The organism is Bacillus sp. VA13, assembly GCF_055710085.1.
The window spans coordinates 379,141-400,697 of sequence record NZ_JBVQPP010000004.1 but is presented as its reverse complement, the minus strand read 5'-3'; the positions used below and the strand labels follow the sequence as shown (position 1 = coordinate 400,697).

Sequence of the window (21,557 nt, the reverse complement as noted above, 5' to 3'; positions counted from 1 at the left end):
GCATCTCTGATTTCGGGATTATTCAGAGATGCTTTTTTTGTATTTTTGTTCTAATACGAAGTCAATCATTCCGACAATGCGGGCGTTTTCTGATTTTTGTTTGAAGTTTTGAGAGATTTGAATGGTTTTAGGATTTTTAAAACAAGATGCCAGCCAGATAAATCCGACAACAACAAAAAATAACCTAGCAAGTAAACTCCCTGCGTGGGGTAATTCATTCGTTGTAAAATATAAAAATAAAGTAACTAAAGTGCCATAGATCACAGTTTTTATACTATGTATAAGAGTCAGCTGGGGCTCGCTAAAGAAAACTTTTAGCTGATTCAACATGATGGAATCCTGTTTGTTTAGGAAAATCAGGAGTTCTTTATCGTTTTCCTTGTACTGTGTAATTGTTTCAGCTGTTTTTAAGGTTTCTTTAAATGTTTGTTGATTTAGAGTCATCAGTATCCTCCTTAAAAGTAAAGCACTACATGAGAAATGATATAGACCCATGTAGTGCTGATATATTATTTATTTGCAGAAGGGAATAAAGCTAAAAACGCACTTATAAAAGCTACGGCTCCTCCTACTGCTAAGGTTTCAGGTATAGCTGTTATCAAGGCAGCGATCCCTAATACAGCAGCCACTCCAAATGTTATATGAGCAAGAGTAGATTCCCAATCTGGTGAGTATACTTCCTCAGTATCTGGTAAAGTAAAGTGCTTCTGTTTTATTTTAAACGTAATCGTAGTCGTAAGTCCAGTTGTAGTACTGTCACCTACTGGAATATCAGGGGTATAGATTTTAATTTGAATGTTTAACGATTCAGCAGTTGGATTAATATAAATCTCCAAATATCCATTGCGCACTGATAAGCTGAGACTGTTTAAAAGGTTTTGATAAGAGTCGATTTGTGACGCAGTGAGAGACGTTTGGGTGTCGCCTAATAAGCCTGTGATATAGGCACCTGGTTTACCATTTGTAATGGTAATTGTGTTTGGTGAACCTTCACTTGGTATGGTTGCCAGTAGTGAAGTGGATAGAATGATATCCAACTCAGGTGATGTAAAAATGGTTTCTGTCGTATCAAATTCAAACATCGCGTTTGCAAGATTTGATAGATTTTCTAAAGCCGGAATGGTAGATAAAATGTCTGTCAGTGTACGCAGTCTTGCATCATATACCGGATCAGACGGCGGATTCACGTGGCTTACGCCTGAGTCTCTTCCTGAAAAGCCGTCTTTATCAATCCCGATGCTTCCAGAGCCGCTTCCGATTGTTCCTTCATAAAATTGATCAAAGGCCCAGTTGTTTGGCATCGGATAGCCGAGATTGCCGCTAAATCCAGTTGACATATTTGCCACAAAACTATATTTTGTCAGTCCTGCTTCTGAAGTACGGATACAAATGTTTCTGGGTCCGTAAACTCCAATTTCATATTTAGGTGCGGTTGAAAATGTCTGCATTTTTGTAAACGCTGACTTGATCTCTTGAAAATAAGGGATGATTTTATCGGTTACTTCATAATCGTATGCATCAAAGTCGACGGCAAAATAAATGGTCGTGCCTGACGGGAATCCTAATCTTCGAGCCGCTGAAGCAGCACTGTATGCATCTCTTGTGCCTTGGTCTTTTACAAAATAAGAAGATTCATAACCGCCGTCTTGATAAATTGGAAAGACCTTTAATCCGGCATCAAGAATAACTGCAAGTTCTTTAGATGTCAGGGCTTTTGATGTGAGGCCATTGCTTGTCCGCACATTTCCGGTCAAATATCTGCCAACCGTTTTATAACCGCTATTCCGCAGTGTTTGAGCTTTTTCTGCCGTTATAATAGTAGCGGTGTCACAAGCTGAAGCGGCGCGTGTTGTGTCTCCTGAGCTTGATAATAAAGCTTTAATGGTCGGCATATCTGCATAACCTGTTTGCGGCAGGCACATGAACTCTTGAAATGCTTTAACGGCTGAAACAACACCGACACCATATTTGCCGTCAAACTCACCAGGGTCGAATGATTTTCCATTGCAATAAAGGGCGTACTGAACAATTAAAACAAAGCCTGTTCTTGAATCGCCGGGAGTTAAAGTAGGGCATAAACTTGTTGTGCCGTTTCCGAAAAATCCATTAGCAACACTTGTGCTCATGCCTTCTTCTTTTTGTAGGGCATAAATAAGAGCTTTGTTTGTATCGCGGCCATATAGCCCGTCACAAGGCATTAACCCGATGTAGTCATTGTAGTCCCGGTTTAAGTTTTGTTGAATCTGGCGGATTCTTGAATCGCCCCCAGACACCAGCTTAAAAGCGCTCATGTCCAATAAGGCTTTCATAATCAACGTGGTGACTATCCCATCCTGTGTTGTCAGTCCGGCAGCTTTCTGAAATTCCTTCACCGCATTTTCTGTTTTTTCATAAAAGACGCCTGTAAAACCGCCGGGATTAAAGCCTTTGCACCATAAAGCCCCCTGTAAAATAAAATTCATGTTGCTTGGTTCTGAATCTGGAGCTTGGCGTTTAAGAGGCTTAAATAAGCGCTGTGTTGTCGGCCCGAAGTTATCAGCTGGTTCTGAGATACCCAGTTCAATTTGAAGAGCCCGAGTCAGACCGTAGATCGTATCCCACCCAGTTTTCCCGCTCTCTTCTACTGGGTTATACCCATGTTTGCCGCTGTACGTATCGTTCAGCCATTGCTGTGTGATTAAGACCATTTCATCAACCATTTCGATTCCTCCTTTATTAGATCGCGTTCATTTATAGGTGGCAAACGTATGACAAAATAAAAAATGGATGCCGTTAAGCATCCATATTACTTCCGTTCCCCATCAGCTTCGCTTTCGGTTTCAGCTCTGAAATGTAGAGGCCTAGAAGCGTAAGTGCACCTCCTAGAAGAGCGATCCATGTCATGTTTTCGTGCAGGATCAGGATGGAGGCTGTGATTGTGATGACCGGGACCATGTAAATATACGCGCTAGATTTTACGGCACCGAGCACACCGACTGAGTAATTCCATGTTGCGAAACACAGGGCGGAAGCACCGATGCCGAGGAAGAGCATGTTGAGTACATTTGAAGCGGATGAAAATCGGCTCAGGTCAAAATGGAAGTCGAACAAAAATAAAGGGGGAACCATAAACAACAAACCGTATAAAAACACTCTCTGTGTCAGCTCGATGATGTGATAATCGTAAGCGCTTAATTTTTTCATGAAAATCGAGTAGCCTCCGAACACGAGAGCGGCCCCGACTGCCATGATGTCTCCGAACGGATTCAGACGCAGTACGACATTGCCGTTGAACGTAATCAATAAAAGCCCGATCAGTGCTGCCCCAAATCCAATGAAAAAAGTCAGCCGCAGTTTTTCGCCTTCAAGCAGAAAATGGGCCAGCACCGCAGTGATCATCGGAATAACGGATACGATCATGCCGACATTGGATGCATATGTATAGGTGAGAGCTATATTTTCTAATAGAAAGTATAAGGTTACGCCAAATAAACCTGCCCCGGCAAATAACAGCTCCTGCCGCCAATTTTTGAACGGAATTATTTTGGGACGTACGAGAATAAGCGCAATAAAGCCAAACAAAAACCGATAAAATAATATTTCCATTGGAGTGAAGTCATCCAGAAGAACCTTTGTCGAAATAAAGGTCGTCCCCCAAATCAGAATGGTCACAATGGCTGCGATATGCCCGGAAGTTTCTCTTTGTATGCTCATCTTTGAAGCTCCTTTTCAAAAATCTTCATGTATTGCTTCGGTGTCAGCCCCACCTGCCGTTTGAAAAACTTTGTCATATGGCTCTGATCGCTGAATCCTGTCTGAAATGCCGCATCAATCGGTCTAACCCCTTGTTCCAGGAGTTTTTTCGCTTGATTAATCCGGATTGTCTCCAGGTAGCTATTAGGGGTAATTCCTTTTTGTTTTGTAAATGAACGCAATAAATGATACTTGCTCCAGCCTGTTAGTTCACTCAAATCGTTGAGCGTAACGTTCTCGGCATAATGCTCTTCTAAAAATTCGCAAACCATTTTGACTTCGTCGGACGGTTCGGGAATGCTGCTGAGGAATGTGACGTCAGAATAATGGCGGATCAGCTCTTCAAGAAGATGAAGAAACAGCTCCTCTTTGCGCAAAGCCTGTTTTTCCTTGGATATCAAAATATGCAATTCCTGCAGGCTGGTTGTCAGCTCGTGGCGGAATAACACATGCTGGGAGAAATATGGGAGATGCCCGGCACCAGTAATCTCTTTCACCGCCTTCTCCATGACATCCGGCATCACATTGATACACCGATAATCAAGCGTCCGCCCGTCAATCTGCTCACAGCTATGCGTGTCACGGGGGTTAAAGAGGAGAAGATCACCTGGATTGATGATATATTCTTGATCCTGACAGGCCAGATACCGCTGTCCTTTTTCAATAAAGCCAATCACATAATAATCGTGAAAGTGATTCGGGAATTTTTGCATAATCCCTTTGAAACGGTAGGCTTCTATATTAAGGTGCGGATCAAGCTGCAGTGTTCGGGTTTCGTTTTGCATGGGATGCCTCCTGTCGGTGTGGTGTCTTGGGTTAAGTGTAGCATGATTTTTGGGGATTTCTTGTATGATGTTGCTGTTTGGAATAGAGAAAGCAGACCGTTATTGGTCTACTTTCGTTTAAGAATTTAAAAAATTTCATTCTTCAATAATAATTTTATCTATTTTAATAAAAATTTATTTTTCGAATATTTCAGTTATAATGGTTGGGAAACAGATAGGAGGGGCAAAGATGTATCAATCAAAGAAGGTTTTGTTGTTAGGTTCAGGTGAGTTAGGAAAAGAGGTAGTGATTGAAGCCCAGCGTCTTGGGGTACAGACGGTGGCAGTTGACAGTTACGAGCATGCTCCGGCGATGCAGGTCGCGCATAACAGTTATGTCGTTGATATGCTGGACCGCGAGCAGATCAGAACCATCATTGAGAAAGAAAAGCCGGATTTGATTGTGCCTGAGGTTGAGGCGATTGCGACAGATGAATTGCTGAAGCTTGAAGAGGAAGGATTTCACGTCATCCCGAATGCGCGTGCGGCAAAGCTGACGATGGATCGGGAAGGCATCAGACGGCTTGCGGCGGAAACGCTCGGACTTGCGACGGCTGGCTATGAATTTGCGAATACATATGATGAATTTATACAAGCGGCAGCTCAGATTGGTTTTCCTTGTGTCGTTAAACCATTGATGAGTTCTTCTGGAAAAGGCCAAAGCGTGTGCCGCTCTGAAGCGGATTTAGAGAGCTGCTGGGAGACGGCGATGGAAGGCGGGCGTGTGAAAAACGGACGCGTAATCGTTGAGGAGTTTATCCCATTCGAATCAGAAATTACGCTCTTAACCGTACGTGCGGTGAATGGCACGACATTTTGCGAGCCGATCGGTCATGTGCAAAAGGACGGAGACTATATCGAATCATGGCAGCCGCATCATATGACGGAGCAGCAAATGGAAGAAGCCAAGCATATTGCAAAAACCATTACCGATGAGCTTGGCGGGTACGGCCTGTTTGGCGTGGAACTGTTCCTTGCGAAGGATAAAGTGTATTTCAGTGAGGTGTCTCCTCGTCCGCATGATACGGGTCTTGTCACGTTGGTGACGCAAAATTTGTCGGAATTCGCGCTGCATGTCCGGGCGATTCTCGGCTTTCCGATTACAGAAATCACACAGCTATCTCCTGGCGCCAGCCGTCCCCTCAAAGCACCGGAAGAATTAGCGGATTACACTGTTGGAGGACTGGAAAACGCACTGGAAGTTCCAAAGACACAAGTTCGCGTCTTTGGTAAACCGATAACGAAAGCCGGACGCCGTATGGCGGTTGCGCTTTCTGCGGCGGATACAGTTGAAACAGCAAGAGAGAATGCAAAGAAAGCATTGGATCAGCTATCTATAAAATAGAGTTTAAGTGGGCCTTGTCTTGACAAGGCCTGTTTTTTTCATTCCCGATAAAAGTTTTATCATAAGAAACGGAAACGTGATTATAATGTAAAAGTCTTCCATCTGTTAGGGTGGTTGACACAAAAGGAGGGAGATGACAAAATGAAATTAGTTCCAACATTCAGAAAACGATGGTTCTCTTACTTAACGGTTTTGTGCTTGGTATTGGCAGCGGCGGTATCTTTTGGCGTACCGGCAAAAGCGGCAGAGAACCCGCAAATTTCTGTATCGAATACCGGTAAAGAAGCTGATGCCACGAAAAACCAAACGTCAAAAGAAGAACAGGTTTCCGCCCCTTATGAGGGAACCGGGAAAACAAGTAAATCGCTTTACGGCCAAACGGAACTGGAAAAAAACATTCAAACCTTACAGCCTTCAAGTATCATCGGAACCGATGAACGCACCAGAATCTCCAGTACAACGTCTTTTCCTTACAGAGCAACTGTTCAACTGTCAATCAAGTATCCCAACACCTCAAGCACTTATGGATGTACCGGATTTTTAGTCAATCCGAATACAGTCGTAACGGCTGGACATTGTGTGTACAGCCAGGATCACGGATGGGCTTCGTCGATAACCGCTGCACCAGGGCGCAATGATTCCTCATATCCTTACGGAACTTATTCAGGCACGATGTTTTACTCCGTCAAAGGATGGACGGAAAGCAAAAACACCAATTATGATTACGGAGCTGTTAAATTAAACGGTTCTCCGGGAAACACGGTTGGCTGGTACGGCTATAGGACAACAAACAGCAGCAGTCCCGTGGGCCTTTCCTCGTCAGTGACAGGATACCCGTGTGACAAGGTATTTGGCACGATGTGGTCTGATACAAAGCCGATTCGCTCTGCTGAAACGTATAAGCTGACCTATACAACCGATACGTACGGCTGCCAAAGCGGCTCGCCTGTGTATCGAAACTACAGTGATACAGGGCAGACAGCTATTGCGATTCACACGAACGGGGGATCGTCATATAACTTGGGAACAAGGGTGACGAACGATGTATTCAACAATATTCAATATTGGGCAAATCAATAAATACAGCAAACTAGCTATTTTCATGTCTATTTTGTTTTTATGCGGATGCAGTTCACAGACGCATTCTGCTCAGAAAGAAACGGCTATTCCTGTCACTCTTCATGTGGAGGATGCCAAGGGGCTGCCCGTCGAAGCGGTTCAAGTGACGATTGTCAAAGCACCGGTCTCAGACCAGGAGCCGAGTACAGAGATTGGCGAGATACTCGGTAAAACAGATAAAAACGGAGACATCAAATGGGATACAGGCAAAAAAGGTGACTACTCAGTCGCATTGACGAAGGGGGAAACATCAGTAACCCATCACATCTCAATAACAGAGGATAAAAAAGATAAGATCATTCCTTTAGTTTTCAAAGAATAGGCGGTTTTCCTGATTTTAAGGGAAATTGCCTTTTTTTATTTTTACAGGAAGACAAGATATATACTGGAAATTTATAATATGAGATAATAAGAAATAGGTATTTTTTCTTACGAGACAAAAGGGGCATTATCCTTTATTTTATATCAATCAAACCCGGAGGAAAAAGAAGAAGATGACACAAGATTCGATGCAGCTTGCCGCGGCTGAAAGCGGCCTTCGCTTTTACCAGGCATATGATCAAAGCCTTTCTTTGTGGCCGATTGAGTCGGAAGCATTATATGTTTCTACTCGTTTTGGAAAAACACATATTATTGCAAGTGGGCCAAAGGACGCACCTTCGCTCATTTTGCTTCACGGGGGCCTCTTCAGCTCTGCTATGTGGTATCCGAATATCGCGGAGTGGAGCAGTCAATATCGTACATATGCGGTCGATATAATAGGAGACAAAAATAAAAGTATCCCATCAGCTGCTTTGGATACGAGAGCTGATTGCGCAGAATGGCTGAAAGACGTCTTTGATTCTCTTAGACTTGAGACGGCACACCTGGCAGGCCTTTCGCTTGGCGGATCCCATATCGTGAATTTCTTGCTCCAAGCGCCTGAAAGAGTAGAGCGGGCGGTTGTTATGAGTCCCGCTGAAGCATTTATTTCATTTCATCCGGATGTCTATAAATACGCTGCAGGGCTTACAGGATCAAGAGGAGCTAATGCATATATTAAGTGGATTACAGATAGCCGTTATGATCTGCATCCTGTGCTGCAAAGACAAATTGTAACGGGCGTGGAATGGCAGGATGAACAAAGAAGCCTGAAGCCGACAGCAAATGGCTTTCCGTACGTGTTCACAGACCGGGAATTAAAATCGATAACGGTCCCGATACTTCTGATGTTCGGTGAGTACGAGGTCATGTACCATCAGCAAATGGCTTTAGAACGGGCTTCAGTATTGGTGCCGGGAATTCAGGCTGAAATCGTAAAGAACGCAGGACATCTGTTATCTCTGGAGCAGCCAGAGTACGTCAATCAACGCGTCTTGTCCTTTTTAAGCGGGGAATAATATAGTAAGAAACATGAAAAGATTGGCATTCATTGTTCAAAAGGTAACAAATGTTGTATAATAATAGAATTTGAGTGCTGCTTTTTTGGGGGCATTCTATGTTATCATGCTTAGTAGAGAAAATTTTTCCTGTAACGCTATTCGATCCATATCGTCGAATGAGATAGATGGTTTTACAATTGGAGGTTTGGTTACACTGTGAATTATATCCCCTGTATGATTACGATAGGAAACTTTACTTGCGGACTGCTGGCGATTCATTCCTTGTTATATCACAACATTCATTCAGCAGTGCTATTCATTTTTACCGGCATGTTTCTCGATTTCTTTGACGGGATGGCAGCACGTAAGCTGAATGCCGTTTCTGATATGGGAAAAGAACTGGATTCATTTGCTGATCTGGTGACATTTGGTGTGGCTCCTTCTATGCTTGCGTACAGTGTCTCATTATACGCCCTTCCGTTTATCGGGATTTTATGCGCATTGACGTACAGCATTTGCGGAATGCTTCGCCTCTCTAAATTTAACATTGAGCAAAGCAAGCTCCCGACCTTTATCGGAATGCCGATTCCATTTGCGGGCATGTGTCTCGTGATTCTAAGCTTTGTCTATAACCCGATCCTGCTGGCAATCGGCACTTGCGGACTTTCATATTTAATGGTGAGTAAAATAAAATTCCCTCACTTTAAAAAACATGCGGCAGAAAACCTGGAGTCTGAGAGATGGAATTAGTTCAGCAGCTCATAGCGGATTACGGTTATATCGCTATTTTTTTGATGCTGGTTCTAGGGATTGTTGGACTGCCGATTCCAGATGAAGTAATGATGACCGTTGTTGGTTACTTCACGCATACTGACGTGCTGAATTATGAGCTTTCGGTTTTGATCAGCTTTGTCGGGGCTTTGTTAGGTATGCTGATCAGCTACATGATCGGCAGAAAAGCCGGGCGCCCGTTTATCGACAAGTACGGCAAGTGGGTCGGATTAAAAGAAAAGAGAATGATGAAAGTAGAAAAATGGATGAATAAATACGGCCCATATTCTCTTATTTTTGGTTATTTCATTCCCGGCGTCAGACATGTAACGTGTTATTTTTCGGGAATCGGCAAAATGAACTTAAAAACGTATATTACGTTTGCGGCAATCGGCGCCTTTTTATGGTGCTTTATTTTTATTACAATCGGAAGGGTTATAGGGATTATTCATGTTTAATACGGCTGTAAAGATTCTGTATCGATCATTGATAGAGCTGACGAATCATCGTCTGTCATCCTATCTGATTAAAGGATTTTGTGAGTCTAAAATCAGCAAACCGGTCATTCCGCTTTTCTCAAAACATTTTCGGCTGAATTGGGATGATGTGGACGGTACGGCCGCTGATTACGGTTCGCTGTCCGAATTGTTCATTCGACAGATTAATCTGGAGCGCCGCCCGGTGTCAAAAGAGGCTCATGCGGTAGTCAGCCCTGTTGACGGGGTGGTTCAGACAGTGGGAAAAATCAACCCGAATCAAACCTTTACGGTAAAGGGAAAAGATTACTCATTCGCTGAGCTGACCGGCTGTAAAAGCGCAGACCATCAATACAACGGCGGATACTTTGTGGTGCTGTATTTAAGCCCGCGGCATTACCACCGTTTCCATTCCCCGATCAGCTGTAGGTACCAAAAGCTGGCCGAGCTTGGAAATCGCTCATATCCGGTAAATCAATTAGGGTTAAAATACGGAAAAGATGTGCTGTCGAAAAATTACCGGTTTGTGTACGAGCTGAATGGCGGTACTCGAAATGTCCTGATGATTCCTGTCGGCGCGATGAATATTAATTCTATCGTACAGACGAGTACACGGGACGAGCTGGAGATCGGCGAGGAGCTTGGATACTTTTCATTCGGCTCAACCGTCATTTTGATTTTTGAAAAAGACGCGTTCCAGCCGTCCGCCAATTTAACAGAAGGCCAGGAAGTCCAAGTCGGAGAACTGATAGGTTACGAAGAATAAAAAGAGGAGCTTGCATAAACTGCAGCGCCTCTTTTTTTGAAGAAAGGTGAAACTCATGGAGAAACAAATCATCAGCTGGATCACAGATTATCAGAACACCGGAGATGAAGCCGTCCTGCGGCAAGTGCGGGAAGCGTGCTGGCCAATTGTTGAAGCGGTTCTGCAAGAAAAGGCAACAGATGAAGAGCAAGCGAGTGATTTGCGCGAGAAAGGAATCGAGCGTTTTCCGTTCATCATCAGCAAATACCAAGCGGATGTGCAGCTTCCGGTTGAAACATTTTTACGAAATACGTATCGGTTTTACTTTCATCAGGTGATGAGGGGATCCAGCTAAAGCTTCTTTCAATAGAGAAGCTTTTTTTGTTGGTGAAAAAAGGAAACTTTTTCTGTATCAATCTCGTAACTACTAGAGAACTTTGCAGAAAAGGAGAGATAGAATTGAAACGAATGATAGTGAAAACGGCTCTGCCGCTGCTGATTGTCTGTCTGGTGTTTACTTCTTTTTCAGCCTCCGCCCGAGCTGCTTCTGAAGAAAAACATTGGAATCGCTGGATTGAACGACATGCACATCCGCTGGATGCTTCCGATGCTTCAAACAAAGACCTTCGATTTTTGAAGAAGGTGCTGAAAGGAAAACGAATCGTTCAGTTAGGAGAAACTACACATGGCGCTGGCGAAATCAATGCAACAAAGGTCAGAATGATCAAATACCTCCACGAAGAACTGGGATACGATGTATTGGCCTTTGAGTCTGGCTTTCCTGATACAAATGCATCCTACCTTAACATGGATCAATTAACCTCTAAGGGCACGATGAAAAACTCCATTTACGCCGTTTGGCACACAGAAGATGTCGTTGAACTGTTTGATTACATGAAAGAGCAAAAAGAGAAAGGTGATCCGCTTATCCTTACTGGATTTGATATTCAAAGCATGAAGAATTCATTCAATGATGCTGCAAACCAATGGGTAAAAGCGGTGGACCCTGAAAAAGCAGAGCTGCTCTCCCAATCAGAAAATGACTTTTCAACATTGGTGACTAACAGCAACACGTTTGATGAATTTACGCAAAAGAAAGAAGCGCTTGTGAAAAACTATCAGGAGCTGATCAAGTTCGCTGAAACACATGCTTCAGAGTTAAAAGCCCACCTCCCGAAAGAGCCGAAAGCTTATGAGATGTTTATGCATTCCCTTCAGCTGAGAATTGACGTAATGGAAATGTATATGCTGGAAGAAATGAAAGAAAAACTAGAGGATTATCCGGAGAATATTGAGGATTTTTCATTTTTTATGAGAGACCGCATGATGGCTGAACAATTTCAGTGGGTTGCGGAAACCCTTTATCCGAAAAAGAAGATCATTGTCTGGGGCCACAATTACCATCTTCGCAAACAGAATACCAAAATGATAAAGGACTGGATACAGCTAAACGGCCCTAACATGGGGGATTATTTGCCGGAGCGGCTGAAAAAACAAACATATACGATTGGCATTTATGCTTACTCAGGTACGAGTCTGGATAGCTCCGATAATAAGACGGTTACGCCGGTCACAAGCCCGCCGCCGTCTGGAAGTCTCGAAGCTTTGCTGAAAACTGCGGACCATCCAGCTGTCTTTGTTGATTTTCTCCATACAAAAAACAAGAAAGGCACTTCGTGGATGTATACCCCGCGGACAGCATTGTATTGGGGGTTCATGGAGGAGCAGATGATCCTAAAGGAACAATATGACGGTGTCATTTGGCTGGAGCATATCACGCCATCAGTCATTATCAAGTGAGCAGTGTCCTCCTGTTATACTACAGGGGTCAGTTCAACTTATTATCTGATAGTTTTCAGACAACTATCTTCATTAGTAAGTTAATGGAAAATACCATTGATTATTAATAAACCCTTGTGCCGCGTGGGTTTGTAAGAGCTTGGATATTTTTATCAGTCTGTGCGGATATGTTCATCTTTGCGGCATTTTCCTGTATGATATAGTAAGAGTGTGCATAGCAACTAACTATAATTGAACAGGGTGTTTAAATCATGGAAAAACAATACAGAGTATTACTTTACTATAAATATGTTCCGATTGAAGATCCAGAGGCGTTTAGAGAGCAGCATCTGGCTTTTTGTAAGGAGCTTGGTTTGCTAGGCCGTATCCTTGTTTCTTCTGAAGGAATTAACGGTACGGTATCAGGTACGGTTGAGCAGACTGAAAAATATATGGAAACAATGAAAGCTGACCCTCGTTTTGCGGACATGGTATTTAAAATTGATGAAGCAGAAGACCATGCGTTCAAAAAAATCTTTGTCCGTCATAAAAAAGAGCTTGTAACGCTTCGTCTTGAAGATGATGTGGATCCGAACGAAACAACAGGTCAGCATTTGAAGCCTGCAGAATTTTATGAGAAAATGCAGGATCCAAACACAATTGTAATCGACGCGCGTAATGATTACGAGTATGACCTTGGCCATTTCAGAGGAGCAGTCCGTCCTGACATCGAGGCCTTCCGTGAATTGCCTGAATGGATCGAAGAACACAAAGACATGCTTGAAGGCAAACAGATTTTAACGTACTGCACAGGCGGCGTGCGTTGTGAAAAATTCTCAGGCTGGCTGGTGAAGCAAGGCTTTGAAGATGTAGCACAGCTTGACGGCGGAATCGTGACATACGGAAAAGATCCTGAGGTTCAAGGCAAGCTGTGGGACGGCCAATGCTACGTCTTCGATGAAAGAATCAGCGTGCCTGTCAACCGTGTCGAGCATGTGATTGTCGGAAAAGACTACTTTACAGGTGAACCGTGTGAGCGTTATGTGAACTGCGCAAATCCATCTTGCAACAAAAAAATGATATGCACACCGGAAAATGAGTATAAATATATGCGCAGCTGCAGCCACGAATGCCGCACGAACCCAAGAAACCTGTATGTTTCAGAGCACAATATGACAGAAGAAGAAGTGAACGCAAGACTGGCAGCGATTGAAAAAGAAGAGCACGCTGCTGCTGAATAATCGAAAGAACACCTCGGGAATGAGGTGTTCTTTTTTTTATACGCTTTCGGTTTGTCCGTTTGCAGAGGCCCATTCTTTTTCGCGGAAGGCCTTTTCCCATTTTGACACCACGATGCAGGCCATCGCATGCCCCGGTACGTTCACACCCGTTCTCGCCATGTCCATGACACGGTCAACGCCCGCAATAATGGCGACGCCTTCAGCAGGAAGCCCTACAGCATTGGCTGTTGCCAGAAGAACAACAAGCGAGCCGGACGGAACAGCTGCAATGCCTTTACTTGTCATGACAAGCACAAGCATCATCAGCAGCTGCTGAGACAATGTCATGTCTACATGAAAGGCCTGTGCCAGAAAAATACAGGAAACCGATAAATATAAGCTGGAGCCGTCACAGTTCAGTGACAAGCCGGAGGGAACGACAAATGATACCACTCGTTTCGGGCAGCCGTATTTCTCCATTCTGTCCATCAGCTGGGGGAGAATGGTTTCGGTGCTGGTGGTGGAAAATGCGATCAAAAACAGATCCCATATCATTTTTAACACTTCGAAATACTTAATATGAAAGATGAGACCGACAAGCGGAAAGAGGACAAAGAGGATCAGGAACAGACCAAGGAATACCGTGCCAACCAGTTTAAACATAGGGAGGAGGAGTTCGATGCCATATTGGCCTACAGAGGCTGCCATCAGGGCTAACACGCCAATAGGAGCAGTCACCATAACGATTTGCGTGAGTTTGAACATAATTTGAGCGGTGGATTCAAAGAAATTCATCACTGGTTCAGAGGCTTTGCCAATGCCGGCCGCGGCGACACCAAACAAAATCGCAAAGAAAATAACGGCAAGCAAATCATTTCTGGCCATGACATCAATAATGTTTGTAGGAATAATATCGAGGATCATTTGTTTGAAATCAATAACTTTGTCTGTGTAGCCGGAAAGTTCATTGATATCTTTTTTCGCCAAATGGGAGAGGTCAAGCCCGACACCCGGTTTTAAGACATTCGCTAATACAAGTCCAAGCCCCAATACCAATGTGGTAATCACTTCAAACCAAATGATTGTCTTGATGCCGAGACTGCCCATTTTTTTCATGCTTCCGCTTCCTGCAGCTCCGATGACAATGGTAGAAAACACAATCGGCACGACAATCATTTTAATTAAACGAATAAACCCATCTCCGACAGGCCTCAGCGCCATCCCGAAATCAGGAAAAAAATGGCCGACCACTGCGCCAATAGCCAAAGCGATTAAAATTTGGAACGCGATCAATTTTCTCAAATGAATCCCCCTTTTCATGATGATAGGATGAGGCATATTCATATCATTCGTAAATCAAATGAAAACACCTTATTTCAAATTTTATTTTGATAGCGCTTTCATTATGTTGGCGAAAAAGTCCCCCGCATCAGGGGGGACTTTCTTACTTCATTTGAATGTGCTTCATATCTTCTTCAGATACATTTGTGAAAATAACCGGTGTCACAGCGGATGCGGCATGCTGCTTGATGTAATCGAGATCAAATGTAAGAAGCAGTTCGCCTTGTTTGACGGCTTGTCCGCTCGTCACATGTGCTTCAAAGCCTTCCCCGCTCAATTTGACGGTATCAATGCCGACATGAATCAGAATTTCGGTGCCTCCGGCGCTCATAAAGCCGATGGCGTGCTTCGTCGGGAAAATGGAGACGATTTCGCCGTCCGCAGGGGCGACGACTTTTCCTTCTGATGGATCAATCGCAAACCCCTCGCCCATCATTTTTTCTGAAAAGACTTGATCAGGCACGTCCGTCAGAGAGACCGTTTCTCCCTTGAGCGGATAAATAAAGGTCTCACCGGAAGCAGGCTTCTGCTGTTTATCAGTCTCTGTTTCAAGCGTGGCGGCTGTGTCGGGGACGCCTCCGGCCATGATCGTTTTGATGTCGTCTTTTAAGGCATCGGATTTTGTTCCGAATATCGCCTGGAAGTTGTTGTTGACTTCCAGCACACCTACTGCACCAAGCCGTTTTAATTCATCCTTGCTGACTTGGCTCGGCTGATGAACGGTCACGCGAAGTCTTGTAATACACGCATCCAGGTTGGCGATATTTTGCTGTCCGCCCAAGGCCTGCAGCACGTGAAAGGCAAGCTGGTCTTTTGCGACAGGAGCTTTTGCCTCAGTCTGATCGGCTTCATCTGTTTCACGGCCGGGTGTTTTCAAGTTCCATTTCAAAATCGCAAATCGGAACAAATAATAATAAATGAATGCAAACACGATCCCGACAGGAATGACAACCCAGCCGTTTGTCGACAGCCCGTAGTTCAAGACGTAGTCAATGCCGCCGCCTGAGAACGTATAGCCGTGGCGGACATGGAATAAATCACAAACGACAAAGATGACGCCGGCGAGAATAGAGTTAATTAAATAAAGCACGGGCGCAACGAACAAGAAAGAAAACTCAACCGGCTCTGTAATGCCTGTCAGCATAGATGTGAGCGCCGCAGAAATCATCACGCCGGAGATCATTTTCTTCTTTGCTGGACGCGCGGTATGGATAATGGCAAGAGCAATTGCCGGCAGACAGAAAATCATGTAAGGGAAATCTCCCATCATAAAGCGCCCAGCTGTCGGGTCTCCTGCGAAAAACCTTGTCAGGTCGCCGGTTACGGTGCTGCCTGTTGTCGGGTCTGTGTATTCTCCCATCATAAAATAGAAAGGTGTATAAAAAATATGATGCAGGCCAAAAGGAATCAGCAAACGATAGATCGTTGCATAGAAGAACAGACCGACCGTTGAATCGGCAATTAAGCTGCTGGCAGCGTTAATTCCGTTTTGGATCAGCGGCCAAACAAATGAGAAAATCACGCCGATTACCAATGAACTGATGGAAGTAATAATCGGGACAAACCGTTTGCCTGAGAAAAATCCAAGGACCGGATGCAGCTCGATGGATGAAAAACGCTTATATAAATATGCGGCAAGAAGCCCGATGATGATGCCTCCGAATACCCCCATATCAATGAGGTGCTCAGCTCCTTCATACGGAGGCTGAAGGCCGAGTAATTTTCCCATGTTGTCGAGGGTGACGGTCAAAATTAAATATCCGATGACAGCGGCAAGTCCGGCTACACCTTCGCCGCCGGCTAAACCGATCGCGACCCCCACGGCGAAAATCAGCGGCAGGTTATCGAATACAACGCCGCCGGCATCCTTTATAATAGGGATGTTCAGTAAATCCTTGTCACCGAAACGGAGCAAAAGACCGGCTGCCGGCAGGACGGCAACCGGAGTCATCAACGCGCGGCCAAGCTGCTGCAGAATTTGAAATGCCTTTTTAAACATGACAGTCTCCTTTTATTGTTTTATGAGTATGATGTATTCTTTAATTTTTGAGCTGCTTTTTGATCGGCGATAACGGTTACATGATTGTGTTTTTGAAGAATTGAGGCTGGTACATCTGTCGTGACAGGGCCTTCAGCCATCTTTTGAATGGCATCTGCTTTTTCCTCGCCGCTGGCTAAAAGCACAATATGTTTGCTGAATTCCATGATGGTTTTAATGCCCATAGAAATCGCGAGTCTCGGCACCAGCACAGGATCACCGCCGAAGAATCTGGCATTTGCCTGTATCGTGCTTTCTGACAGCTTCACAACTCGTGTCCGATCCTCAAAATCAGATCCCGGTTCATTAAAACCGATGTGGCCATTGGCGCCGATGCCGAGAATTTGAGCATCAATGCCTCCCGCCTGACGAATGAGATCCTCGTATACCTTGCATTCAGCCTCGAGCTGCGGATTGTCTCCTTGCGGGATATGGATATGGCCAGGCTGCATATTAATATGCTGAAAAAGATGCTCATGCATAAAATGGTTATAACTTTGCGGATGAGATGGAGAGAGACCAGCGTATTCATCCAAATTAAATGTAGTAACCTTTGAAAAATCGATTTCACCTGCCTGATAGTCTGAAATCAGCTGCTTGTATAAGCCGACCGGCGTGCTTCCTGTTGCCAGGCCGAGAACGGCATCTTTCTTAGCCTGTACCTGTTCTTTAATAATGTTAGCGCTTAACTTACAGAGTTCTTCATAGTGCTCGGCGATCAGAATCTTCATGTGACACCCCCTCAAAGAGATAGACAAGCACCATATTTGTTATGTCAATTTATGATACTTGTCATTACGAATTTAGCACCACCGTTATCAAACTGTCAATATTAATTTCTGAAAATTTGTTATAAAAGAAGGATACAAATCTTTCATATTGGGCTGGCAAATGGTATTATGGTCTCAATCAAAAAGAACGGTTTGCATACAGAATGGGGAGAATGAAATGACAGCTTTATATTCTGTTATCAAGTTTAAAATCATTGAATTAATTAAGTCGGGCAAGTATCAGGCGAATGATCAGCTGCCGACGGAGAGCGAATTTTGCGAACAATATGATGTCAGCAGAACAACTGTGAGACTGGCCCTGCAGCAGCTTGAGCTTGAGGGATATATTAAGAGAATTCAAGGAAAAGGAACATTTGTATCGGCAGCAAAAATACAAACGCCGATTCCGCATAAGATTACGAGCTTTGCAGAACAAATGAGGGGCCTGCGTTCTGAATCAAAAGTGCTTGAGCTTGTGGTGATTCCGGCTGATCACTCCATTGCCGAGCTTTTGAAAATGAAAGAGAATGAACCTGTCAACAAGCTTGTCAGGGTCAGATACGCCGAGGGGGAGCCCTTGCAATATCATACCTCATATATTCCCTGGAAGGCTGCACCGGGGCTGGCACAGGAGGAATGCACCGGCTCGCTGTTTGAATTGTTAAGGACAAAATACAATATTGAAATCAGCAGAGGCACGGAATCAATCGAGCCAATTTTAACCGATGAAACGATCAGCGGCCACTTGTTAACCAATGTCGGAGCGCCGGCGTTTTTATCAGAATCCCTTACCTATGATAAAAATGAAGAAGTGGTGGAATATGCGCAAATTATTACGCGGGGAGACCGAACGAAATTCACCGTAGAACAGTCATATCATTCATAAAGCAATGTGTTATAAGAAAGGAATGATGCTTCTATGTTTCTATTGACGAATGGAAAGGCGCTGTGGGGGGCTGTGATTGCTGCATTCATCCTTTCAATCGTGTTTTACCCTTTTCTTCCGGCTGAGATGCCGATTCATTATGATGGAACGAACAGTCCGGATCGGACGGTTAACAAGCTGGTGGGGACTATGATGCTGCCTGTTTTGATGGTGGTGTTTGCATGGGCGCGGAAGATCAATTGGCAATTTGTGTTCGCAGTGTATATTTTGCTGATTTGCCATATTGTCGTCCTGTATTTAGCAGTCTAAATTCAGACAGCCGGAATGAATCTGGCTGTTTTTCTTTAATTTCAGCTTCATCTGACAATGAATGTGGTGTATAATAGCTGATGATCCTAAAGAATATTCTGAAATTTATAGGTGTGGAGCGGCGTATGATAAAAGGAGAGGCTGTATACTTTTTGCAGCTTTAAAAAGACTGAATATTTAAACAATTATATTGTGAAAGGTGTGCTGATCAGATTGAATAAGCTTATCGAACGAGAAAAAATTGCATTTCATAAGGAAAAGCCCGACCCGTCATCCTTGGAATTCGGGAAATATTTTACAGATTATATGTTTGTGATGGATTATGAAGAGGGAATAGGCTGGCACCACCCGAGAATTGCACCGTACGCGCCGCTTACACTTGATCCGTCTTCATCTGTTTTTCATTACGGCCAGGCCGTCTTTGAAGGATTAAAAGCGTACAGAACAGAAGATGGCAGAGTGCTGCTGTTCCGGCCGGATCAAAATATCAAAAGGCTGAACAGATCGTGTGAACGCATGAGTATGCCACCTTTAGATGAAGAGCTGGTGCTTGAGGCATTGACGCAATTAGTTGAGCTGGAAAAAGATTGGGTTCCAAAGGAAAAGGGAACGTCACTGTATATTCGTCCGTTTGTCATCGCCACAGAACCGAGTCTCGGTGTGAAGGCATCAAAAAGCTATACATTTATGATCGTGCTTTCTCCTGTCGGCTCCTACTATGGCGATCAGCTGAAGCCGGTTAGAATCTACGTCGAAGATGAGTACGTGCGGGCGGTGAACGGCGGAGTCGGAAGTGCAAAAACGTCCGGAAATTACGCGGCCAGCCTTCAGGCGCAGCGGAAAGCGAATGAGCTGGGCTATGACCAGGTGCTGTGGCTGGACGCCATTGAAAAGAAATACGTGGAAGAAGTAGGGAGCATGAACATCTTTTTCGTCATTAACGGTGAAGCTGTCACACCGGCTTTAAGCGGAAGTATTTTAAGCGGAATTACACGTGCGTCTGCGATTGAACTGATTCGCAGCTGGGGCATTCCGGTACGAGAAGAGAGAGTTTCAATTGATGAGATTTATGCGGCTTCTGCACGCGGGGAATTGACAGAGGTCTTCGGCACGGGCACGGCAGCAGTCGTTACGCCTGTCGGTGAACTCAATATTCATGGAAAAACGGTGATTGTAGGCGACGGGCAAATCGGGGATATCTCGAAAAAGCTGTATGAAACGATAACAAATATTCAGCTTGGTAAAGTAAAAGGGCCGTTCAACTGGACGGTGGAAGTTTGAAGATCGAAAAAGAACCTGCTCGGAGGCAGGTTCTTTTTATTTTGAATGAGTGATATCAGCAGTCGGCTGGCTTTTGCGGTTTTTCGCATAATACACTGCATAACAGATGGCCATAAACGGAATGCCGCAATACAGTGCGATTCTTTGATTCGGATCAAAGGCTATGCCGATGACGGAAGCCAGGCATAACAGGAACGCGGCAATCGGCACGAACGGATACAAAGGGGTCCGGTATGTCAAATCGGCGACCTTGTTTCCCGCTTCGACATAACGTTTTCTGAACATGAATTGAGAAGCGGCGATTCCCATCCACACGACAACGACAGCAAAACCGGAAATCGACACGAGCACAACGTATACAGTGTCTGGCGCGATTACGCTGGATAGCAATGACAGAATGCCGCCGATCATACTGAATACCAGCGCGTTAAACGGGGTTCCTTTTGACGTCAGCTTTGCAAATGTCGGATGAAGCGTTTTTTCTTTTGATAAAGACCACAGCATCCGGGAAGAAGCGTAAAGACCGGAATTAGCAGCTGACAGGATCGCTGTTAGGATGACAAAGTTCATGATATCGGCTGCATACGGTACACCGACTCTGTCAAAGACAGCGACAAACGGGCTTTTGATAACGCCTGCATCTTGAATCGGAATCAGCCCTGAAAGCACAAAAATCGTTCCGACAAAAAAGAGTGAAAGACGCCAGACCGTTGTTTTAATCGCTTTTGGTATCGTCTTGTCGGGATCAACGCTTTCTCCGGCTGCGATTCCGATCAGTTCAGTTCCCGAGAAGGCAAAATTGACGGACAGCATTGTCATCAAAATCGGGACAAATCCATTTGGAAAGAGCCCGCCTTCCGCTGTGAAGTTGGACAGCATCGGAGCGGCTTCTCCGCCTTGAATCGGGATGATGCCGAACATGGCAGAGCCGCCTAAAAGAATAAACAATATAATGGCTAATACTTTAATGCTGGAAAACCAAAATTCTGATTCAGCGAAAAACTTGACTGAAAATGCGTTCAGCAAGAAAATGAACAGCGCGAAGACGGCACTCCACATCCAAACAGACGTATGGGGGAACCAGCGCTGCATTAACAGGCCGGCTGCAGTGAATTCTGACCCCAATGCCACGGTCCATGTCAGCCAGTACAGCCAAGCGACCGTAAACCCTGTGCCCGGACCTATGTATTTGGCTGCATAGGTGTGAAAGGCGCCCGTGACAGGCATGGCCACTGACAGCTCACCGAGGCACAGCATGACCAAATAGACAATTCCGGCGCCGACTAAGTAGGCGAGTATCGTTCCCGCCGGGCCTGCCTGCTGAATGGTATAGCCAGAGCTTAAAAACAGCCCGGTTCCGATGACGCCCCCTAAGGAAAGCATAAAGAGGTGCCGGCTTTTCATACTTCTCTGAAAGTTTGTCTCATTCTTGTTGTGAGCAGATTTCATCTTTTTCCAACTTTCTATCGGCGATTTATTTCCTTCCTAATAAAAAATCTCATGTCAGCGAGTGACACGAGACTCCGGCGAACCGGCTTTTAGATAGAATATACAAACAAT

21 protein-coding genes are annotated in these 21,557 nt (G+C 44.6%); 13 read left to right on the top strand and 8 right to left on the bottom strand.

The annotated features are described in order from the left end of the window. Nucleotides 1–18: 18 nt before the first annotated feature. The 4 genes from AC0C66_RS17275 to AC0C66_RS17260 form a co-directional block, all read right to left on the bottom strand. Nucleotides 19–444, bottom strand: a complete 426-nt coding sequence (locus AC0C66_RS17275) for a hypothetical protein (protein WP_080376095.1) — start codon at nt 442–444, stop codon at nt 19–21. 65 nt (nt 445–509) lie between these two features. Continuing rightward, on the bottom strand, nt 510–2,699 hold the full coding sequence (locus AC0C66_RS17270; RefSeq protein ID WP_242735037.1) for a glycoside hydrolase domain-containing protein: 2,190 nt from the start codon (nt 2,697–2,699) through the stop codon (nt 510–512). Nucleotides 2,700–2,772: 73 nt separating this feature from the next. Beyond that, entirely contained in the window at nt 2,773–3,693 is a 921-nt protein-coding gene (locus tag AC0C66_RS17265; RefSeq protein ID WP_472973642.1) for a DMT family transporter, read from the bottom strand. Further along, nucleotides 3,690–4,517: an AraC family ligand binding domain-containing protein gene (locus tag AC0C66_RS17260; protein ID WP_003223748.1), complete on the bottom strand. Its 828-nt coding sequence runs from the start codon at nt 4,515–4,517 to the stop codon at nt 3,690–3,692. The genes AC0C66_RS17265 and AC0C66_RS17260 overlap by 4 nt, the downstream gene beginning before the upstream one ends. 229 nt (nt 4,518–4,746) lie before the next feature. On the opposite strand from AC0C66_RS17260, the gene purT reads away from it, so the two are divergent. From purT to trhO, 10 genes are all read left to right on the top strand, one after another. Continuing rightward, nucleotides 4,747–5,901, top strand: coding sequence for a phosphoribosylglycinamide formyltransferase 2 (gene purT, locus AC0C66_RS17255; RefSeq protein WP_472962225.1), 1,155 nt, complete (start codon nt 4,747–4,749; stop codon nt 5,899–5,901). Between the two features lie 141 nt (nt 5,902–6,042). Beyond that, the gene (mpr, locus tag AC0C66_RS17250; RefSeq protein ID WP_072181575.1) at nt 6,043–6,981 is read left to right on the top strand and encodes an extracellular metalloprotease Mpr; all 939 of its coding nucleotides are present in this window, start codon (nt 6,043–6,045) and stop codon (nt 6,979–6,981) included. Next, a complete protein-coding gene (locus AC0C66_RS17245) occupies nt 6,944–7,342 on the top strand; it encodes a YbfJ family protein (protein ID WP_061186978.1) in 399 nt (132 codons plus the stop codon). Before mpr ends, AC0C66_RS17245 begins: the two co-directional genes overlap by 38 nt. A 172-nt stretch (nt 7,343–7,514) precedes the next feature. Continuing rightward, a complete protein-coding gene (locus AC0C66_RS17240; protein ID WP_072181576.1) occupies nt 7,515–8,399 on the top strand; it encodes an alpha/beta fold hydrolase in 885 nt (294 codons plus the stop codon). Nucleotides 8,400–8,597: 198 nt separating this feature from the next. Next, complete coding sequence (pssA, locus tag AC0C66_RS17235; RefSeq protein WP_041520843.1) at nt 8,598–9,131, top strand: CDP-diacylglycerol--serine O-phosphatidyltransferase; 534 nt, start codon at nt 8,598–8,600, stop codon at nt 9,129–9,131. Next, the gene (locus tag AC0C66_RS17230) at nt 9,122–9,610 is read left to right on the top strand and encodes a DedA family protein (RefSeq protein WP_041520844.1); all 489 of its coding nucleotides are present in this window, start codon (nt 9,122–9,124) and stop codon (nt 9,608–9,610) included. Before pssA ends, AC0C66_RS17230 begins: the two co-directional genes overlap by 10 nt. Next, a complete protein-coding gene (locus AC0C66_RS17225) occupies nt 9,603–10,394 on the top strand; it encodes a phosphatidylserine decarboxylase (protein WP_072181577.1) in 792 nt (263 codons plus the stop codon). The genes AC0C66_RS17230 and AC0C66_RS17225 overlap by 8 nt, the downstream gene beginning before the upstream one ends. A 55-nt stretch (nt 10,395–10,449) precedes the next feature. Beyond that, nucleotides 10,450–10,728: a hypothetical protein gene (locus tag AC0C66_RS17220; RefSeq protein WP_014112501.1), complete on the top strand. Its 279-nt coding sequence runs from the start codon at nt 10,450–10,452 to the stop codon at nt 10,726–10,728. 104 nt (nt 10,729–10,832) lie between these two features. After that, on the top strand, nt 10,833–12,173 hold the full coding sequence (locus AC0C66_RS17215; RefSeq protein ID WP_072181578.1) for an erythromycin esterase family protein: 1,341 nt from the start codon (nt 10,833–10,835) through the stop codon (nt 12,171–12,173). Nucleotides 12,174–12,424: 251 nt separating this feature from the next. Next, nucleotides 12,425–13,393 carry an oxygen-dependent tRNA uridine(34) hydroxylase TrhO gene (gene trhO / locus AC0C66_RS17210; RefSeq protein ID WP_003223769.1) on the top strand — a complete coding sequence of 323 codons (969 nt, stop codon included), beginning with the start codon at nt 12,425–12,427 and terminating at the stop codon, nt 13,391–13,393. A 36-nt stretch (nt 13,394–13,429) separates the two neighbouring features. Here trhO and gltP read toward each other — a convergent pair whose 3' ends face one another. From gltP to nagB, 3 genes are all read right to left on the bottom strand, one after another. Further along, the gene (gene gltP, locus AC0C66_RS17205) at nt 13,430–14,674 is read right to left on the bottom strand and encodes a glutamate-aspartate/proton symporter GltP (protein ID WP_080376096.1); all 1,245 of its coding nucleotides are present in this window, start codon (nt 14,672–14,674) and stop codon (nt 13,430–13,432) included. Between the two features lie 142 nt (nt 14,675–14,816). Further along, a complete protein-coding gene (gene ptsG / locus AC0C66_RS17200; RefSeq protein WP_072181579.1) occupies nt 14,817–16,712 on the bottom strand; it encodes a glucose-specific PTS transporter subunit IIBC in 1,896 nt (631 codons plus the stop codon). A 20-nt stretch (nt 16,713–16,732) separates the two neighbouring features. Further along, nucleotides 16,733–17,482: a glucosamine-6-phosphate deaminase gene (nagB, locus tag AC0C66_RS17195; RefSeq protein ID WP_014112505.1), complete on the bottom strand. Its 750-nt coding sequence runs from the start codon at nt 17,480–17,482 to the stop codon at nt 16,733–16,735. Nucleotides 17,483–17,699: 217 nt separating this feature from the next. On the opposite strand from nagB, the gene gamR reads away from it, so the two are divergent. From gamR to AC0C66_RS17180, 3 genes are all read left to right on the top strand, one after another. Continuing rightward, the gene (gamR, locus tag AC0C66_RS17190) at nt 17,700–18,407 is read left to right on the top strand and encodes a transcriptional regulator GamR (protein ID WP_003234841.1); all 708 of its coding nucleotides are present in this window, start codon (nt 17,700–17,702) and stop codon (nt 18,405–18,407) included. A gap of 33 nt (nt 18,408–18,440) precedes the next feature. Beyond that, nucleotides 18,441–18,716 carry a DUF1648 domain-containing protein gene (locus AC0C66_RS17185; RefSeq protein ID WP_061186986.1) on the top strand — a complete coding sequence of 92 codons (276 nt, stop codon included), beginning with the start codon at nt 18,441–18,443 and terminating at the stop codon, nt 18,714–18,716. Nucleotides 18,717–18,929: 213 nt separating this feature from the next. Beyond that, the gene (locus AC0C66_RS17180) at nt 18,930–19,997 is read left to right on the top strand and encodes a branched-chain amino acid aminotransferase (protein WP_061186987.1); all 1,068 of its coding nucleotides are present in this window, start codon (nt 18,930–18,932) and stop codon (nt 19,995–19,997) included. 36 nt (nt 19,998–20,033) lie between these two features. Here AC0C66_RS17180 and mmuP read toward each other — a convergent pair whose 3' ends face one another. After that, nucleotides 20,034–21,446, bottom strand: coding sequence for an S-methylmethionine permease (gene mmuP / locus AC0C66_RS17175; protein WP_061186988.1), 1,413 nt, complete (start codon nt 21,444–21,446; stop codon nt 20,034–20,036). Nucleotides 21,447–21,557 lie beyond the last annotated feature (111 nt).

What these genes read in the sequence shown, in the direction of transcription:
- AC0C66_RS17275 (WP_080376095.1), bottom strand. Translation starts at nt 444, where the DNA reads ATGACTCTAAATCAACAAACATTTAAAGAAACCTTAAAAACAGCTGAA.
- AC0C66_RS17270 (WP_242735037.1), bottom strand. Translation starts at nt 2,699, where the DNA reads ATGGTTGATGAAATGGTCTTAATCACACAGCAATGGCTGAACGATACG.
- AC0C66_RS17265 (WP_472973642.1), bottom strand. Translation starts at nt 3,693, where the DNA reads ATGAGCATACAAAGAGAAACTTCCGGGCATATCGCAGCCATTGTGACC.
- AC0C66_RS17260 (WP_003223748.1), bottom strand. Translation starts at nt 4,517, where the DNA reads ATGCAAAACGAAACCCGAACACTGCAGCTTGATCCGCACCTTAATATA.
- purT (WP_472962225.1), top strand. Translation starts at nt 4,747, where the DNA reads ATGTATCAATCAAAGAAGGTTTTGTTGTTAGGTTCAGGTGAGTTAGGA.
- mpr (WP_072181575.1), top strand. Translation starts at nt 6,043, where the DNA reads ATGAAATTAGTTCCAACATTCAGAAAACGATGGTTCTCTTACTTAACG.
- AC0C66_RS17245 (WP_061186978.1), top strand. Translation starts at nt 6,944, where the DNA reads ATGTATTCAACAATATTCAATATTGGGCAAATCAATAAATACAGCAAA.
- AC0C66_RS17240 (WP_072181576.1), top strand. Translation starts at nt 7,515, where the DNA reads ATGACACAAGATTCGATGCAGCTTGCCGCGGCTGAAAGCGGCCTTCGC.
- AC0C66_RS17230 (WP_041520844.1), top strand. Translation starts at nt 9,122, where the DNA reads ATGGAATTAGTTCAGCAGCTCATAGCGGATTACGGTTATATCGCTATT.
- AC0C66_RS17225 (WP_072181577.1), top strand. Translation starts at nt 9,603, where the DNA reads ATGTTTAATACGGCTGTAAAGATTCTGTATCGATCATTGATAGAGCTG.
- AC0C66_RS17220 (WP_014112501.1), top strand. Translation starts at nt 10,450, where the DNA reads ATGGAGAAACAAATCATCAGCTGGATCACAGATTATCAGAACACCGGA.
- trhO (WP_003223769.1), top strand. Translation starts at nt 12,425, where the DNA reads ATGGAAAAACAATACAGAGTATTACTTTACTATAAATATGTTCCGATT.
- ptsG (WP_072181579.1), bottom strand. Translation starts at nt 16,712, where the DNA reads ATGTTTAAAAAGGCATTTCAAATTCTGCAGCAGCTTGGCCGCGCGTTG.
- nagB (WP_014112505.1), bottom strand. Translation starts at nt 17,482, where the DNA reads ATGAAGATTCTGATCGCCGAGCACTATGAAGAACTCTGTAAGTTAAGC.
- gamR (WP_003234841.1), top strand. Translation starts at nt 17,700, where the DNA reads ATGACAGCTTTATATTCTGTTATCAAGTTTAAAATCATTGAATTAATT.
- AC0C66_RS17185 (WP_061186986.1), top strand. Translation starts at nt 18,441, where the DNA reads ATGTTTCTATTGACGAATGGAAAGGCGCTGTGGGGGGCTGTGATTGCT.
- mmuP (WP_061186988.1), bottom strand. Translation starts at nt 21,446, where the DNA reads ATGAAATCTGCTCACAACAAGAATGAGACAAACTTTCAGAGAAGTATG.